At 62.6% G+C, this 17,170-nt stretch carries 12 protein-coding genes and 1 pseudogene; 7 read left to right on the top strand and 6 right to left on the bottom strand.

Going from position 1 to position 17,170, the window contains the following annotated elements; translation table 11 throughout:
- Positions 1-128: 128 nt before the first annotated feature.
- Positions 129-3,617 carry a chromosome segregation protein SMC gene (gene smc / locus DJ563_RS01990; RefSeq protein WP_434518724.1) on the bottom strand — a complete coding sequence of 1,163 codons (3,489 nt, stop codon included), beginning with the start codon at positions 3,615-3,617 and terminating at the stop codon, positions 129-131.
- Positions 3,618-3,619: 2 nt separating this feature from the next.
- Complete coding sequence (locus DJ563_RS01985) at positions 3,620-4,279, bottom strand: GntR family transcriptional regulator (RefSeq protein ID WP_033699372.1); 660 nt, start codon at positions 4,277-4,279, stop codon at positions 3,620-3,622.
- 267 nt (positions 4,280-4,546) lie between these two features.
- Between DJ563_RS01985 and xdhA the strand changes: the two genes are divergently transcribed.
- From xdhA to guaD, 4 genes are all read left to right on the top strand, one after another.
- Positions 4,547-6,001 carry a xanthine dehydrogenase small subunit gene (gene xdhA, locus DJ563_RS01980; RefSeq protein ID WP_434518723.1) on the top strand — a complete coding sequence of 485 codons (1,455 nt, stop codon included), beginning with the start codon at positions 4,547-4,549 and terminating at the stop codon, positions 5,999-6,001.
- Positions 5,994-8,393, top strand: a complete 2,400-nt coding sequence (gene xdhB, locus DJ563_RS01975; protein ID WP_274100011.1) for a xanthine dehydrogenase molybdopterin binding subunit — start codon at positions 5,994-5,996, stop codon at positions 8,391-8,393. Before xdhA ends, xdhB begins: the two co-directional genes overlap by 8 nt.
- A 184-nt stretch (positions 8,394-8,577) precedes the next feature.
- Positions 8,578-9,423 carry a xanthine dehydrogenase accessory protein XdhC gene (xdhC, locus tag DJ563_RS01970; protein WP_095063711.1) on the top strand — a complete coding sequence of 282 codons (846 nt, stop codon included), beginning with the start codon at positions 8,578-8,580 and terminating at the stop codon, positions 9,421-9,423.
- Between the two features lie 10 nt (positions 9,424-9,433).
- Positions 9,434-10,738: a guanine deaminase gene (gene guaD, locus DJ563_RS01965; protein WP_033699377.1), complete on the top strand. Its 1,305-nt coding sequence runs from the start codon at positions 9,434-9,436 to the stop codon at positions 10,736-10,738.
- Here the strand turns inward: guaD and aqpZ are convergent.
- Together aqpZ and DJ563_RS01955 are read right to left on the bottom strand one after the other, a co-directional pair.
- Positions 10,735-11,433, bottom strand: a complete 699-nt coding sequence (gene aqpZ / locus DJ563_RS01960) for an aquaporin Z (protein ID WP_033699378.1) — start codon at positions 11,431-11,433, stop codon at positions 10,735-10,737. The two genes, guaD and aqpZ, sit on opposite strands and share 4 nt — an antisense overlap.
- Before the next feature lie 151 nt (positions 11,434-11,584).
- Positions 11,585-12,340: a GntR family transcriptional regulator gene (locus DJ563_RS01955; protein ID WP_434518722.1), complete on the bottom strand. Its 756-nt coding sequence runs from the start codon at positions 12,338-12,340 to the stop codon at positions 11,585-11,587.
- 353 nt (positions 12,341-12,693) lie between these two features.
- Here DJ563_RS01955 and DJ563_RS01950 point away from each other — a divergent pair, with 353 nt between their 5' ends.
- Positions 12,694-14,043, top strand: a complete 1,350-nt coding sequence (locus tag DJ563_RS01950) for an NCS2 family permease (protein ID WP_047583647.1) — start codon at positions 12,694-12,696, stop codon at positions 14,041-14,043.
- A gap of 474 nt (positions 14,044-14,517) precedes the next feature.
- On the opposite strand, the pseudogene DJ563_RS01945 reads toward DJ563_RS01950, so the two are convergent.
- Both DJ563_RS01945 and uraH read right to left on the bottom strand, forming a co-directional pair.
- Positions 14,518-14,764 (bottom strand): annotated as a pseudogene (locus DJ563_RS01945) (RHS repeat-associated core domain-containing protein); the annotation flags it as partial.
- Positions 14,765-14,961: 197 nt separating this feature from the next.
- Complete coding sequence (gene uraH, locus DJ563_RS01940; RefSeq protein ID WP_008091641.1) at positions 14,962-15,315, bottom strand: hydroxyisourate hydrolase; 354 nt, start codon at positions 15,313-15,315, stop codon at positions 14,962-14,964.
- A gap of 377 nt (positions 15,316-15,692) precedes the next feature.
- Between uraH and puuE the strand changes: the two genes are divergently transcribed.
- Positions 15,693-16,619 (top strand): allantoinase PuuE, encoded by a 927-nt coding sequence (gene puuE / locus DJ563_RS01935; protein WP_019471481.1) that lies wholly within the window; start codon positions 15,693-15,695, stop codon positions 16,617-16,619.
- On the top strand, positions 16,619-17,134 hold the full coding sequence (gene uraD / locus DJ563_RS01930; RefSeq protein ID WP_274098871.1) for a 2-oxo-4-hydroxy-4-carboxy-5-ureidoimidazoline decarboxylase: 516 nt from the start codon (positions 16,619-16,621) through the stop codon (positions 17,132-17,134). The genes puuE and uraD overlap by 1 nt, the downstream gene beginning before the upstream one ends.
- Positions 17,135-17,170 lie beyond the last annotated feature (36 nt).

Raw genomic sequence — 17,170 nt, 5'->3', positions numbered from 1 at the left:
GTTCTGACAGGCGTTTTACCCACGCAAAAAACGAGTGACATTAAGCTAGCACGACCAAAGAGAACTTTACACCGTCTGTCGCACATGACGGGGCCATTTCACTACAGAATGTGCTGTATCTTCGCTCATCAGGCGTCGACCATTGCCATCGCCTCCTCCACATCCACCGCCACCAGGCGGGAGCAGCCGGGCTCGTGCATGGTCACCCCCATCAATTGATCCGCCATCTCCATGGCAATCTTGTTATGGGTGATGTAGATGAACTGCACACTCTCACTCATTTCCTTCACCAGCCGCGCGTAACGCCCGACGTTGGCATCGTCCAGCGGCGCATCGACCTCGTCGAGCATGCAGAACGGTGCGGGGTTCAACTTGAAAATGGCAAACACCAGCGCCAGGGCGGTCAGTGCCTTCTCGCCACCGGACAGCAAATGGATGGTGCTGTTCTTCTTGCCCGGTGGTCGCGCCATGATCGTCACCCCTGTATCGAGTAGATCTTCGCCCGTCAGTTCCAGATAAGCGCTGCCACCACCGAAAACTTTTGGAAAAAGTGCCTGTAATCCGGCATTTATCTGATCAAAGGTATCTTTGAAGCGGTTGCGGGTTTCCTTGTCGATCTTGCGGATGACGTTTTCGAGGGTCTCCAGCGCTTCGACCAGGTCGGCGTTCTGCGCGTCCAGGTAGCGCTTGCGCTCGGACTGTTGCTCGTATTCTTCGATCGCTGCCAGGTTGATCGCGCCCAGGCGCTGGATACGCGCCTCGGTCTGTTCCAGCGCCTGCTCGGTGCCCTGTTCGCTGTCGTCGGCTTCGAGCGTGGCAAGCACGCCTTGCAGGTCGTAACCGTCGGCCAGCAATTGCTCTTGCAGGGTCTTGCGCCGCACATCCAGGCCCTGGCACTCCAAACGCAACTGCTCCAGCTGGCCGCGCAGCAGTTGGGCTTGCTGCTCGGCCTGGCTGCGGCGTTTTTCGGCGTCGCGCAGTGCACGGTCGGCCTCATCCATGTGCAGGCGGGCCTGGCGCATTTCCTCGTCGACGCTCATGCGCCGCTCCAGCAGTTCTTCGAGCTTCAAGCGCAACTCTTCGAGGGGTGCTTCGCCCTCCTCCAGGTTCAGGCTCAGTTGCTCCTGGCGCTCGGTCAGGCGTGCGGCCTGCTGCTCCAGGCGCTCCAGGGCCTGACGGGTGGAGTCATGCTGGGCGCGCAGCGAGCCCAGGCGCACGGCCAACTGGTGGGCATGGTCCTTGTGCTGGCGCGCCTCCTGGCGAACGCGGTCGAGGCCTTCGCGCAGGGTATCGCGACGGGCCATCAACTGCTCGCGCTGTTCGGTGTCCTGGGCCATGAGGTCCAGGGCTTCCTGCAGCACCAGCCGCGCCTCGCCCAGTTGCTCGTGCTCCAGGACGCGCTGCTCCTGCAACTCGGTCAGCTCTTCCTGCAGACGGCGGCGGCGCAATTCGACTTGCTCGGCACGGGCACGGCTGGCCGACAGGTTGGCCTTGAACTCGCCGTGCTGGCGGCTCTCTTCCTGGGTACGGCGGCGCAACTGCTCGCGCTGCTCTTCAAAGCCCAACTGCTGCTCGCGCAGGCCTTGAAGCTGTTGCTCAAGATGCTCCAGGGCGGTTTGCTGCTCCCACTGCTCCTGGCCCAGGCGTTCGATTTCCTGGCCGCGGGCCAACACCCCGCCTTCGGCCTCGCCACCTCGGCTGACCCGCAAAAAATGCCGGCCCACCCAGTAACCATCACGGCTGACCAGGCTTTGCCCTTCATTCAGGGTAGCCCGCAGCGCCAGCGCCTGGGCCAGGTCATCGACCGGTTTTACCTGCCCCAGCCAAGGCGTCAGGTCGATGCGCCCTTCGACCTTGTCCAGCAGGCTGCCCGCAAGCCGTGCACCCTCGCCGCCGGCCAGCAGCAAGCGCAACTCGCCTTGCTCCAGGTCGGCGAAATCGAGGTTATTGAACTCATCGACCAGCACCGCCTGCAGGTCGGCGCCAAGCACCGTTTCTACTGCCAGCTCCCAGCCCGGTTCGACCCGCAGCCCTTCCGCCAGGCGGGGGCGCTGCGCCAGGCCTTGCTCGCGCAACCAGTCTGCGGCGCCCACGCCAGGCTCCAGCGCAGCCTGCTGCAAGGCCTCCAACGATGCCAGGCGACCACCCAGGCGCTGCAGATCGCCCTGCGCCTGCTGTTGCGCCTGGGTGGCCTGCTGCAACTGCTCGCGCGTGCCTTCGAGGCGCTCGACCACTTGCTGTTCGGACACCTGCAATTCGTCCAGCAGCATTTCGCTACTGGCCAACTGTTCGGCCAGTTCGAGCAGGGCGGCATCCTGTGGCTCGGCGCCCAACAGGTCGCGTTCTTCACCCAGCTTGCGCTGGCGCTCCGCCAAGCGCTCCAGGCTGGTTTCCAGCTGCTGCAGGCGCGCCTGCTGCACTTCCGCCTGGCGCCGGGGCTCGGCGGAGCGGGTGTTGAAGGTGTCCCACTGCTCTTGCCAGCCGTGCATGCCCAGCTCGGCTTCTTCGAGGGTGGCGGCGGCCTCTTCGGCGGCCGCCAGGGTCATTTCCTGCTCAGGCGCCAGCATGGCCAGTTCTTCGCCAAGGGTAGCCAGCAGGGTGCGGTCATGGCCCAGGTGCGACTCGGTCTCCAGCCGCGTGCGCTCGGCTTCCTTGAAGTCGTCCTGCAATTGGCGCAGGCGCTGTTGGCCGTGCTGGATGCTCTGCTCGACCCGGGCGATATCGCCTGCCACCGAATAGAAGCGGCCTTGGACCTGGTTGAAGCGCTCGGACAATTCGTGATGCCCATCGCGCAGGCGCTCGATGCTGGCGTCGGCGTTACGCTGCTCGGCCACCAACGCCTCGTGGGACACATCCTGGTCGCCGATCACCGCTTCGCGCTGGCGTACGCGTTCGTCCAGGTCGCGCCAGCGCAGGGCCGACAGGCGCGCCTTGAGCTGGCGTTCCTGGGCCTTGTACTCGCGGTACTTCTCGGCGGCTTGGGCCTGGCGGTGCAGGCGTTCGAGCTGGCGCTCCAGCTCGTCGCGCAGGTCGGTCAGGCGCGCCAGGTTTTCCTGGGTGCGGCGGATGCGGTTCTCGGTTTCGCGACGGCGCTCCTTGTACTTGGAGATGCCCGCCGCCTCCTCGATGAAGTTGCGCAACTCCTCGGGCTTGGCTTCGATCAGCTTGGAGATCATGCCCTGCTCGATGATCGAGTAGCTGCGCGGCCCAAGGCCGGTGCCGAGGAAGATATCGGTGATATCGCGGCGACGGCATTTGGCGCCGTTGAGGTAGTAGCTGTTCTGCGCGTCGCGGGTCACCTTGCGGCGGATGGAAATCTCGGCGTAGGCCGCGTATTCACCTACCAGGGTGTTGTCGCTGTTGTCGAACACCAGCTCGATGCTGGCCTGGCTGACCGGCTTGCGGCTGGTGGAGCCGTTGAAGATGACGTCGGTCATCGACTCGCCGCGCAGGTTTTTCGCCGAGCTCTCGCCCATCACCCAGCGCACCGCGTCGATGATGTTGGACTTGCCGCAACCGTTGGGGCCGACCACGGCCGCCATGTTGCTGGGGAAGTTGACCGTGGTCGGGTCGACGAACGACTTGAACCCGGCCAGGCGAATGCATTTGAGGCGCATGGTCAGGCCCGGGCCAACGCCGCCAGCACCAGTTCACAGCTGCGCTGGCAGTAAGCGGTGAGCACCTCGCGGATGCGCGGGAGGTCGCGCGAGACCACGGCCTCAAGCAGGCAGGCGAACAGCTGCAGGTAGTCGTCGGTGCTGGCCTGGCGCTGGTCCAGGGCCAGGTAGTAGGCGCGGCTCATGGCCGGCTGCAGGTTTTCTACGGTTTCCTGCAGGTAAGGGTTGTCGGCGAACGGATAGGCCGCCCGCATCACCGCGAAGCTTTCGGCAACGAACACCTTGATGTCCCGTTTGTCGCGGGCCAGCTGCAGGCGCTGCTGGATCTCCAGAAACGGGCGCAGGTCGGCCTCAAGGCGCCATTTTTGTGCAACGGCGTTGCCCAGCAGGATGTAGAACTCGCCCATCAAGTTGCACAGGCTGCGCACGCTGCGCTCGTCCAGCTTGGTCACATGAGCGCCACGACGCGGCAAGATCGCGACCAGATGCCGACGTTCGAGGATCAATAATGCCTCACGCACCGAACCGCGGCTGACATTCAGCGCCTGGGTGACCTTTTGCTCCTGGATGCGCTCGCCCGGCGCCAGTTCGCCGCGGATGATGCGTTCGGCCAGGTAATCGGCAATCTGCTCGGAGAGGCTGTCCGGGGCCTTGAACGTCATGGTTTTCCTTCAAAATCATTGAACTGGGCACAAGGGGCGGATTGTAGCGTACTTGACCGGCACTCGCGCAGAGGGGCCTTGCGCTTTATTTGGCCTGCCAGACTGCCGCCTGCCCGGCGCGATCTATGCTTGTAGTAAAGGCAATGTGTTCGGCCGGGTGTAGAGATGCGCATTTTCCTGACCTTTGAGTCAGAAAAATATTGACCAGTTCGTCAGGTCTGCTTATTGTCCGCCCAACAACAATAAAACCATTGCGAGGCCACCCCCGTGATCCAGTTTCTCGTCAACCAGGAGCTGCGTAATGAGCACGCCCTGGACCCGAACATGACGGTGCTGCAATACCTGCGCGAGCACCTGGGCAAACCCGGCACCAAGGAAGGCTGTGCCAGTGGTGATTGCGGTGCATGCACCGTGGTGGTCGGCGAACTGACCCAGGACGACAAGGGCCAGGACACCCTGCGCTACCGCAGCCTCAATTCGTGCCTGACCTTCGTGTCTTCGCTGCATGGCAAGCAGTTGATCAGCGTCGAAGGCCTCAAGCACCAGGGCGAACTGCACAGCGTGCAAAAAGCCATGGCCGACTGCCATGGTTCGCAATGCGGCTTCTGCACCCCAGGCTTCGTCATGTCGCTGTTCGCCCTGCAGAAAAACAGCCAAGGCCCCGACCTGCACCTGGCCCAGGAAGCCCTGGCCGGCAACCTGTGCCGCTGCACCGGCTACCGGCCGATCCTCGATGCTGCCGAGCAAAGCTGCCGCCAGCCTTGCCGCGACCAGTTCGACGCCCAGCAAGCTCAGACCATCAGCCGCCTCAAGGCCATCGCGCCGACCCAGACCGGCGAGCTCAACAGTGGCGACAAGCGCTGCCTGGTGCCGTTGACCGTGGCCGACCTGGCCGACCTGTACAGCTCGCACCCCGAAGCACGCCTGCTGGCCGGTGGTACCGACCTGGCACTGGAAGTGACCCAGTTCCACAAGACGCTCCCTGTGATGATCTATGTCGGCCACGTGGCCGAACTCAAGCGCATCGACAAGACCGCCAGCCACCTGGAAATCGGCGCGGCCACCCCGCTCACCGACTGCTATGAAGCGCTCAACGCCGAGTACCCCGACTTCGGCGACCTGCTGCACCGGTTTGCCTCGTTGCAGATCCGCAACCAGGGCACCTTGGGCGGCAATATCGGCAACGCCTCGCCGATTGGCGACTCGCCGCCCCTGCTGATTGCCCTGGATGCCCAGGTGGTGTTGCGCCAAGGCGAACGCCAGCGCACCCTGGCGCTGGAGGACTACTTCATCGATTACCGCATCACCGCGCGTCAGGACAGCGAGTTCATCGAGAAGATCATCGTGCCGCGCGCCAGCGATGACTGGGCCTTCCGCGCCTATAAAGTGTCCAAGCGCCTGGACGACGACATTTCCGCCGTGTGCGCAGCGTTCAACCTGAGCATCGAGAACGGTGTGGTCAGCGGCGTACGAATCGCCTTCGGCGGCATGGCCGCCATTCCAAAGCGTGCGCGCGCCTGCGAAGCAGCCCTGCGCGGCAAAGCGTGGAACCAGGCCAGCATCGAGCGCGCCTGCCAGGCGCTGGCCGAAGACTTCACCCCGCTCAGCGACTTCCGCGCCAGCAAGGAGTACCGCCTGCTGACCGCACAGAACCTGCTGCGCAAGTACTTCATCGAACAGCAAACACCGCACATCGAAACCCGGGTGACCGCTTATGTCTAACCATCACGTAGCCAAGAGCCAGGCCGAGATGGCCGAACTGTTCAGCCAGGACCTGACCACCGGGGTCGGCCGCAGCGTCAAGCACGACAGCGCCGACAAGCACGTGGCCGGCGAAGCGGTGTACATCGATGACCGCCTGGAATTCCCCAACCAGTTGCACGTCTATGCGCGCACCGCCGACCGCGCCCACGCGCGCATCCTGCGTGTCGACACCACGCCGTGCTATGCCTTCGAGGGTGTACGCATCGCCATCACCCACGAAGACATCCCTGGCCTCAAGGACATCGGCCCGGTGGTGGCCGGCGACCCGCTGCTGGCCATCGACAAGGTCGAATTCTTCGGCCAGCCGGTGCTCGCCGTGGCTGCCCGCGACCTGGAAACCGCCCGCCGCGCAGCGATGGCGGCCATCATCGAATACGAAGACCTGGAGCCGGTACTGGATGTGGTCGAAGCGTTTCGCAAGAAGCACTTCGTGCTCGACAGCCACACCCACCAGCGCGGTGACTCCGCCGCCGCCCTGGCCAGCGCCCCGCACCGCCTGCAAGGCACCCTGCATATCGGCGGCCAGGAGCACTTCTACCTGGAAACCAACATTTCCTCGGTGATGCCGACCGAGGACGGCGGCATGATCGTCTACTGCTCCACGCAAAACCCCACCGAGGTGCAGAAGCTGGTCGCCGAAGTGCTGGACGTGCCGATGAACAAGATCGTCCTCGACATGCGCCGCATGGGCGGTGGTTTCGGCGGCAAGGAAACTCAAGCCGCCAGCCCGGCGTGCCTGTGTGCGGTGGTTGCGCGCCTGACCGGCCAGCCAACCAAGATGCGCCTGCCGCGCGTCGAAGACATGATGATGACCGGCAAGCGCCACCCGTTCTATGTCGAGTACGACGTGGGCTTCGATGACACTGGCCGCCTGCACGGCATCAATTTCGACCTGGCCGGCAACTGCGGCTACTCGCCCGACCTGTCCGGCTCGATCGTCGACCGCGCCATGTTCCACTCCGACAACGCCTACTACCTGGGCGATGCCACCGTGCACGGCCACCGCTGCAAGACCAACACCGCCTCCAACACCGCCTACCGCGGCTTTGGCGGCCCGCAGGGCATGGTCGCCATCGAGCAGGTGATGGACCATATCGCCCGCCACCTGGGCCGCGACCCGCTGGCGGTGCGCAAGGCCAACTACTACGGCAAGACCGACCGCAACGTCACCCACTACTACCAGACCGTCGAGCACAACATGCTCGAAGAGATGACCGCCGAGCTTGAGGCCAGCAGCGATTACGCCGAGCGGCGCGAGTCGATTCGCCGCTTCAATGCCAACAGCCCGATCCTCAAGAAGGGCCTGGCGCTGACCCCGGTCAAGTTCGGTATCTCGTTCACCGCCACCTTCCTCAACCAGGCCGGTGCGCTGATCCACATCTACACCGACGGCAGTATCCACCTGAACCACGGCGGCACCGAGATGGGCCAGGGCCTGAACACCAAAGTGGCGCAAGTGGTGGCGCAGATCTTCCAGGTCGACTTCGACCGCATCCAGATCACTGCCACCAACACCGACAAGGTCCCCAACACCTCGCCTACCGCAGCTTCCAGCGGCGCCGACCTGAACGGCAAGGCCGCGCAGAACGCCGCCGAAATCCTCAAGAAGCGCCTGACCGAGTTCGCCGCACGGCATTACCAGGTGACCGAGGAAGACGTCGAGTTCCGCAACGGCCATGTGCGCGTGCGCGAGCAGATCTTGAGCTTTGAGCAACTCGTGCAGCAGGCGTACTTTGCCCAGGTGTCGCTGTCGAGCACTGGCTTCTACCGCACGCCGAAGATTTTCTACGACCGCAGCCAGGCTCGCGGCCGGCCGTTCTACTACTTCGCCTTCGGTGCAGCCTGCGTGGAAGTGGTCGTCGACACCCTGACGGGCGAATACAAGATGCTGCGCGCCGACATCCTGCATGACGTCGGCGACTCGCTGAACCCGGCCATCGATATCGGCCAGGTGGAAGGCGGTTTCATCCAGGGCATGGGCTGGCTGACCACCGAAGAGCTGGTGTGGAATGCCAAGGGCAAGTTGATGACCAACGGCCCGGCCAGCTACAAAGTGCCGGCGGTGGCCGACATGCCGCTGGACCTGCGTGTGAAGCTGGTGGAAAACCGCAAGAACCCCGAAGACACGGTGTTCCATTCCAAGGCCGTGGGCGAGCCGCCATTCATGCTTGGCATCGCCGCCTGGTGCGCGATCAAGGATGCCGTGGCCAGCATTGCCGACTATCGCCTGCAACCCCAGGTTGATGCCCCGGCAACGCCAGAGCGGGTGTTGTGGGGTTGCGAGCAGATGCGCAAGGCGGTGGCCGCCGCGCAGCCTGCATCGCAGGAACTGGAAACCGTTAGCCACTGACCCTGCCGCACCGTTGTGTGTGTGTGTGTGTGTGTGTAGGAGCGGCCTTGCGTCGCGAACGGGGCGCGTAGCGCCCCCAGCCAGCTCAGCAGCGAAGCTGAAATCCGGGGGCCGCTGCGCAGCCCTTTCGCGACGCAAGGCCGCTCCTACACAAGGCCCGCGTAGACAGAAGAGAGGTTGGATCATGCACCAATGGATCAACGCCCTCGCCGACCACCAGTCCCGCGGTGAACCCTGCGTGCTGGTGACCATCATCGAGGAACGCGGCTCTACCCCGCGTAACGCCGGCTCGAAAATGGTCGTCAGCGCCACCGCGCTGTTCGATACCATCGGCGGCGGCCACCTGGAATACAAGGCCCTGCACATCGCCCGGCAAATGCTCGAAGACCAGCGCACCACCCCGCACCTGGAGCGCTTCAGCCTTGGCGCAAGCCTCGGCCAGTGCTGCGGCGGCGTGACCGTGCTGCTGTTCGAGCCGATGGCCGCCGTGCAGGCGCAGATTGCGGTGTTCGGCGCGGGCCATGTCGGCCGCGCTCTGGTACCCTTGCTCGCCGCGTTGCCCTGCCGGGTGCGCTGGATCGATTCGCGCGAACAGGAATTTCCCGAGCTCATCCCCAACGGGGTGACCAAGGTGGTCAACGAGGAGCCCGTCGACGAAGTGGCCGACCTGCCAGCTGGCAGCTACTGCATCGTCATGACCCACAACCACCAGCTCGACCTGGAACTGACCGCCGCCATTCTCAAACGCAATGATTTCACCTGGTTCGGCCTGATCGGCTCGAAGACCAAACGGGCCAAGTTCGAGCACCGCCTGCGCGAGCGTGGCTTCGATGATGCCGTCATGGCGCGCATGCGCTGCCCGATGGGCATTGCCGAAGTCAAGGGCAAGCTGCCGATCGAGATCGCCGTGTCCATCGCCGGCGAAATCATTGCCACCTACAACGCCTGCTTCGGCCAGCATGACGCTGCCGCCAACGCCGGCCCCATTGCCCAGTTGCTGCCGCCCTCCCGGCGCAGCCAAGCCATTTGACGAGCGCTTTATGACCGCAACCCGCAAAGCCTACCGTGCCGCCATCCTGCACAGCATCGCCGACCCGGCCGAGGTCGGCCTGGACGCCTCCCACGCCTACTACGAAGACGGCCTGCTGGTGGTCGACGACGGCCGCATCAGCGCCCTCGGCCACGCCAGCGACCTGCTGCCGACCCTGGATGCCGGCATCGAAGTGGTGCATTACCAGGATGCGTTGATCACCCCAGGCTTCATCGATACCCACATCCACTTCCCACAGACCGGCATGATCGGCTCGTACGGCGAACAGCTGCTGGACTGGCTCAACACCTACACCTTCCCGTGCGAGAAGCAGTTCGCCGACAAGGGCCATGCCGACCAGGTCGCGAAAATCTTCCTCAAGGAACTGCTGCGCAACGGCACCACCACCGCCCTGGTGTTTGGCAGCGTGCACCCGGAGTCGGTGAACGCCTTGTTCGAAGAAGCCGAGCGCCTCGACCTGCGGATGATCGCCGGCAAGGTGATGATGGACCGCAATGCCCCTGACTACCTGACTGACACGGCCGAGTCCGGTTACAGCGAAAGCAAGGCTTTGATCGAACGCTGGCACGGCAAGGGCCGCCTGCACTACGCAGTGACCCCACGTTTCGCACCGACCAGCACGCCAGAGCAACTGACACTGGCTGGCCAGTTGCTCAAGGAGCACCCAGGCGTGTACATGCACACGCACCTGTCGGAAAACCTCAAGGAAATCGACTGGGTCAAGTCACTGTTCCCGGAGCAGAAGGGCTACCTGGACGTGTACGACCACTTCGAGCTGCTCGGCGAGCGCTCGGTGTTCGCCCATGGCGTGCACCTGTGCGACGACGAGTGCCAGCGCCTGGCCGAAACCGGTTCGGCCGTGGCCTTCTGCCCGACGTCCAACCTGTTCCTCGGTAGCGGCCTGTTCAACCTGCCCCAGGCCGAGCGCTTCAAGGTCAACGTGGGCCTGGGCACCGACGTGGGTGCAGGCACCAGCTTCTCGCTGCTCAACACCCTCAACGAGGCGTACAAGGTCATGCAGTTGCAGGGCGCGCGCCTGCACCCCTACAAGTCGCTGTACCTGGCCACCCTCGGCGGCGCCCGCGCACTGCGCCTGGACGATCGCATCGGCAGCCTGCGCCCCGGCAACGATGCCGACTTCGTCGTGCTCGACTACAAGGCCACGCCACTGCTGGACTACCGTATCCAGCAGTCCAACAGCATCGAAGAGACCCTGTTCGTGCTCACCACCCTGGGCGATGACCGCACCGTGCGGGAAACCTACGCCGCCGGGCGTTGCGTGCACCAGCGCTAAGGTTCTTTCGCCAGGCCCCGGTACAACGCGCCGCCGATCGCAGCCCCGATCAGCGGCGCCAGCCAGAACAGCCACAGTTGCTGCAGGGCCCAACCGCCGACGAACAGTGCCGGCCCCGTGCTACGCGCGGGGTTGACCGAAGTATTGGTCACCGGAATGGAGATCAGGTGGATCAGGGTCAGGGCCAGGCCGATGGCAATCGGCGCGAAACCTGCTGGGGCGCGGGAGTCGGTGGCGCCCATGATTACCACCAGGAACATCGCCGTCATCACCACTTCACTGATGAAACCCGCACCCAGTGTGTAGCCGCCGGGCGAGTGGTCGGCGTAGCCGTTTGAAGCCAATCCCGAAGACAACTCGAAACCGGCCTTGCCGCTGGCGATGAGGTAGATCACACCCGCAGCCAGGATGGCGCCGATCACCTGAGCGATCACGTAGGGCAGCAGCTCTTTGGCCGGGAAACGCCCGCCCACCACCAGCCCGAATGATACGGCAGGGTTTAGATGACAGCCGGAAATGTGGCCGATGGCGAAGGCCATGGTCAGCACTGTAAGGCCGAAGGCGAAAGCAACACCGAGAACGCCGATACCGAGGGGGGAACTGGCTGCGAGTACCGCACTGCCACAGCCACCAAGGACCAGCCAGAAGGTGCCGATCAATTCGGCACCCATGCGTTTACCGAGGGACATGCTCATGAATCCATTCCTCAAGAAGTTGAACGCAACGAATGCGCAAGCCCAACTGCTTGATGAAGGTTTGCTCACAAGAATTTAGCAGACCTTTGGCTGATGTGTAGGCGCGGGCAAGCCCGCGCCTGCAAAACCCCACATCTACCGAGGCAAACGATCAACCCTTGGCCGAAACCTTGGGCTTTTTCAGCAGGTGCGAGAACACCGCATGCAGATCGTCCGAGGCACTCTCCTCGTCCAGGTTCAGCTTGCTGTCGATGTGGTCCATGTGGTGCATCATCAAGCTCACCGCCTGCTCGGCGTCACGCGCTTCGATGGCATCGATCAGTTGCATGTGCTCGTCATAGGAGCAATGCGAGCGGTTGCCGCTTTCGTACTGGGCAATGATCAGCGAGGTCTGCGACACCAGGCTGCGCTGGAAGCTGACCAGGGGCGCATTGCCCGCCGCTTCGGCCAGCTTGAGGTGGAATTCGCCAGAAAGACGGATACCCGCACCCCGATCGCCGCGCGAGAAGCTGTCGCGCTCCTCGCGCACCATCTGACGCAGCTCGTTGAGCTGGTCGATGGTGGCGTGCTGCACGGCCAGTTCGGTGATGGCGCGTTCGACCATGCGCCGCGAGAAGAACACCTGGCGCGCCTCTTCAACCGTCGGGCTGGCCACCACCGCACCACGGTTGGGCCGCAACAGCACCACGCTTTCGTGGGCCAGGCGCGACAGGGCGCGACGGATGATGGTGCGGCTGACGCCGAAGATCTCGCCCAGCGCTTCCTCGCTCAACTTGGTGCCCGGAGCCAGACGCTGTTCGAGGATCGCCTCGAAAATATGCGCGTAGACGATGTCGTCCTGGGTACCACTGCGCCCGGCCTTGCCAGTGCGCACAGGTTTTTTCAGAGGTTGCAGCTGTTCGTTCATGGGCACTCGAGCACGTGGATCCACCAGTCGGACCTTGACTGTAACGCGTGTCAGAGGGTGGCTGGCAAGTCCTGAAAAGGGATGAAGGACCAAGGTATGGCGCCATTGTACACAGGCTGACCCGTTTCTGCAGGTGGCCTTTCACATATATAGCCGTTGTACGAGCATTTGTGCGCACAAAAGATAAAACATTATTTGCATTCTTTGTACACAAAAGCATAATCCACCGTGCGACTTCCTGACCCATAAGTCAACAAAATGGTCGGGCGTCTGCCTTCCCCTCGCGGAGCCGCCAAGTGCATGCGCAGGACAATGGCTCCGACACAACAAGAAAGACTTGAGGAGTACCCGCTGTGGAAAGCCGCAAATCCGAAGCCCCTACGCTGGATCTCGCCCCACCGCTCGAAACGAGCTGGCTGGAACGGATTTTCAAACTCAAGCAACACGGCAGCACCGTCAAAACCGAAATGATCGCCGGGGTGACCACCTTCATCACCATGGCCTACATCATCTTCGTCAACCCCAACATCATGGCCGACGCCGGCATCGATCACGGCGCGGCCTTCGTCGCCACCTGCATCGCCGCAGCGCTGGGCTGCCTGCTGATGGGCCTGTACGCCAACTGGCCGGTGGGCCTGGCGCCCGGCATGGGCCTGAACGCCTTCTTCACCTACACCGTGGTCGGCACCATGGGCTACAACTGGGAAACGGCACTGGGCGCGGTATTCGTCTCGGGTGTGCTGTTCATGTTCCTCACCTTGTCGAAGGTGCGCGAGTGGCTGCTCAACAGCATCCCGTTGAGCCTGCGCCATGCGATGGGGGCCGGCGTCGGATTGTTTCTCGGACTGATCGGCCTGAAGACCGCAGGTATCATCGTCGACAGCCCGGCCACGCTGATCAAGCTGGGCTCGCTGCATGAACCCGGCCCACTGCTGGCGGCGGTGTGCTTCCTGTCGATTGCCATCCTCAGCTACAAACGGGTATTCGGCGCGATCCTGATCAGCATCATCGGCGTCACCCTCGCCGGCTGGGGGCTGGGCCTGGTGAAGTTTGGCGGGGTGGTATCGATGCCACCGAGCCTGGCGCCGACCTGGATGGCCATGGATGTCGCCGGCGTGTTCAACGTCAGCATGATCAGCGTGGTGCTGGCGTTCCTTTTCGTGCACATGTTCGACACCGCCGGCACCCTGATGGGCGTGGCACAACGGGCCAACCTGGTGGCGCCTGATGGGCGTATCGAAAACCTGTCACGGGCGTTGAAGGCAGACAGTGCGTCCAGCGTATTCGGCGCGGTGGTCGGCGTGCCGCCGGTAACCAGCTATGTAGAAAGTGCCGCAGGCGTGGCCGCCGGTGGCCGGACTGGCCTGACAGCTGTGGTGGTGGGGCTGCTGTTCATTGCGGCGATGTTCTTCGCGCCGCTGGCCGGGATGATTCCGGCTTATGCCACTGCGGGTGCATTGATCTACGTGGCCATGCTGATGATGGGCAGCATGGCGCATATCCACTGGGATGAAGCCACCGACAGCATTCCGGCGATCGTCACGGTGATCATGATGCCGCTGACCTTCTCGGTCGCCGACGGTATTGCCCTTGGCTTCATCACCTATGTGGCGTTGAAGGCGGGCACTGGCAAGTACAAGGAAATCTCGGCCAGCCTCTGGGTGCTGTGCGCGATCTTCATTGCCAAGTTTGTGTTCCTCTGATCTTCCACCCCAACAAAGGGCGCTTCGGCGCCCATTTTTATGCAGCTGGTGCTGGTTTTCTCGCGAAGATGCCAGTTCGAGGAAGTGCAGCTGGCGTCGCGCCTGACGGAACGGCTTCACGCACCCTGACAACATCGAATGCCGCCTCTGTGATCACGACAACATCAAACACATCCTTCTTATAGCCCACACCGGGAACCAACCTGGCATCTTTGCGCGAGAGTACCGGTAAGACAATGCCATCGTCGTAGAGGTCAGCGTATCGTTTCGCGTGCTCAGGGGTTGGTGCGACATAGAACCCTCTCCCTTGAGCCTGCCTATGAACCTCTGAGTGCCCTGACGATAGCCCTCTGAACAGTGAGGGCCTATTTTTACGACTGGTCCCATGCCAACCAACTACTTGTGTAAATTGCCCCTCGTTAACAATTGCAGTTATGGCCTTTCGCTTCGGCGTCTTCACAACCCCCGCCAGCATTCTCCAAAAGCTATGACCGCTTGGGTCCTGGTAATCCACGGGATCGCCCTGGCAGTACGCATAGGCGTTCACACCACCTTCAGCGAACGGGCTCAAGCTGTCCGGGCTATTGAACCGCATCAAAGAGGGATTGAAGGCTCGATAACCATTCCCCAGAAGGTAATGCTCTGTGACCGGGTCCAGCCGCTCACCATTGAAACCGAGAACACGCTGATCGGGCAGGTGGTAGCCATAGGGTAGATAGGCATTTTGTGTATTCATCAGGCCATATCTTCAATTGGGACTTGGCACCTGATCATCCCAGACAGGCCCGAACGAAAGTACTGACAAAAATGTCAGTCAAATGGTTGATGCCACCTGAACTGTAGAAAACAGAAGACGAAAAAAAGCCCGCCAGTGTGAGAGCGGGCCAAAGGACCTACGAAGATTCTTCTAGCGACCAACTAGCTTCCGCGATAGGTCGAATAGCTATACGGCGAGATCAGCAGCGGCACGTGGTAGTGCTCCTGCTGCTCGTCGATGCCAAAACGCAGCACAACAACATCCAGAAACGCCGTGTCCGGCAGCTGTACGCCGCGGGCACGGTAGTAGGCGCCAGCACTGAACTGCAGCTGGTAAACGCCGGTACGGTAATCGTCACCCTGCAGCAGCGGCGCATCGACGCGGCCATCGCTATTGGTCAGGGCGGTGTTAACCAGCTCCAGCTGCTGGCCTTCGACGCGGTACAGCTCGACCTTGATCGAGCTGCCCGGGCAGCCATGCGCGGCATCCAGTACGTGTGTGGTCAAACGTCCCATTGCTTGTCGCCTCTTGTTCAATCTGTGGGCAAAAAATACACGGCCATCATCACGCCAAACGGCCTGCGATGTGCGGGAATGGCGTTATTAAGACATTCCATCGTCAAATTGTACACAATTTTTTGAACCCATCCGTCGCCGCCTCCCTAAAGCCGCCATACAGTCGCAAATACAGACGCCATGCCGACACCCACGTCATTAGCTGACCAACCAGGCAGGTTTATTGCAAGGGATTCTCAGGCGACAAAAGGGAAGAAATGCGGAAAAACAGGCTTACAAAAGATTTCAGAAGTTGTATACAATCAGCCCATCCGGTGGTGCGACATCCCGACGCGGCCCGCCCACCCCCGCACTAACGCACAAGAAGGAAGACTGCAGTGAGCGCTGACTATCCTCGCGACCTGATCGGTTACGGCAACAACCCACCTCACCCGCAATGGCCGGGCAACGCCCGCATTGCACTGTCCTTCGTCCTGAACTACGAAGAAGGTGGCGAGCGCAACATCCTGCACGGTGACAAAGAGTCCGAAGCTTTCCTGTCCGAGATGGTGGCTGCCCAGCCGTTGCAGGGCCAGCGCAACATGAGCATGGAATCGCTCTACGAATACGGCAGCCGTGCCGGCGTGTGGCGTCTGCTCAAGCTGTTCAAGGACAGCGGCGTGCCGCTGACCGTGTTCGCCGTGGCCATGGCCGCCCAGCGCCACCCGGACGTGATCCGCGCCATGGCCGAAGCCGGCCACGAGATCTGCAGCCACGGCTACCGCTGGATCGACTACCAGAACATGGATGAAGCGCAGGAGCGCGAGCACATGCTCGAGGCCATCCGCATCCTCACCGAACTGACCGGCGAGCGCCCGGTGGGCTGGTACACCGGCCGCACCGGCCCGAACACCCGCCGCCTGGTGATGGAGGAAGGTGGCTTCCTCTATGACAGCGACACCTACGACGACGACCTGCCCTACTGGGAACCGAACAACCCCACCGGCAAACCACACCTGGTGATCCCCTACACCCTGGACACAAACGACATGCGCTTCACCCAGGTACAGGGCTTCAACTGCGGCGAGCAGTTCTTCCAGTACCTCAAGGACGCCTTCGATGTGCTCTACGCCGAAGGCGCCGAAGCACCGAAGATGCTCTCCATCGGCCTGCACTGCCGCCTGGTCGGCCGCCCGGCGCGCCTGGCCGCGCTGAAGCGTTTCGTCGATTACGCCAAGAGCCATGACCAGGTCTGGTTCGCCCGTCGCGCGGACATCGCCCGCCACTGGCACGCCACCCACCCGTACAAGAAAGAGAACGCCTGATGACCGCCTTCAAGACCCTCAAGCCCTCCACCCTGGGCCGTGACGCATTCGTCGCCGCCTTCGCCGACATCTACGAGCACTCGCCGTGGGTCGCTGAAAAAGCCTATGGCCTGGGCAACCTGAGCGAGCTGGATGAGGTCGAGGCGCTGCACCAGCGTATGAGCGACATCCTGCTCAGCGCCAGCCACGCCGACCAGTTGGCACTGATCAACGCTCACCCGGACCTGGCTGGCAAAGCGGCTATCCAGGGCGAGCTGACCGAATCGAGCACCAACGAGCAGGCCGGCGCCGGTATCCACCAGTGCACCGCCGAAGAGTTCGCCCGTTTCACCGAGCTCAACGACGCCTACAAGGCCAAGTTCCAGTTCCCGTTCATCATGGCGGTCAAGGGCAGCAACCGGCACCAGATCCTCGCCGCTTTCGAAAAACGCATCCACAACGACAGCGATGCCGAATTCAAGGAAGCCCTGGCGCAGATCAACCTGATCGCCCTGTTCCGTCTGCTGCAGCTGTAATTACCGCTGCAACGAACGTTAGAGCCCTTTCAAGAA

Source organism: Pseudomonas sp. NFX1 (assembly GCF_051123555.1).
In the GTDB taxonomy this organism is placed as follows: domain Bacteria; phylum Pseudomonadota; class Gammaproteobacteria; order Pseudomonadales; family Pseudomonadaceae; genus Aquipseudomonas; species Aquipseudomonas capeferrum.
This window is presented reverse-complemented; position numbering and strand designations above follow the sequence as displayed.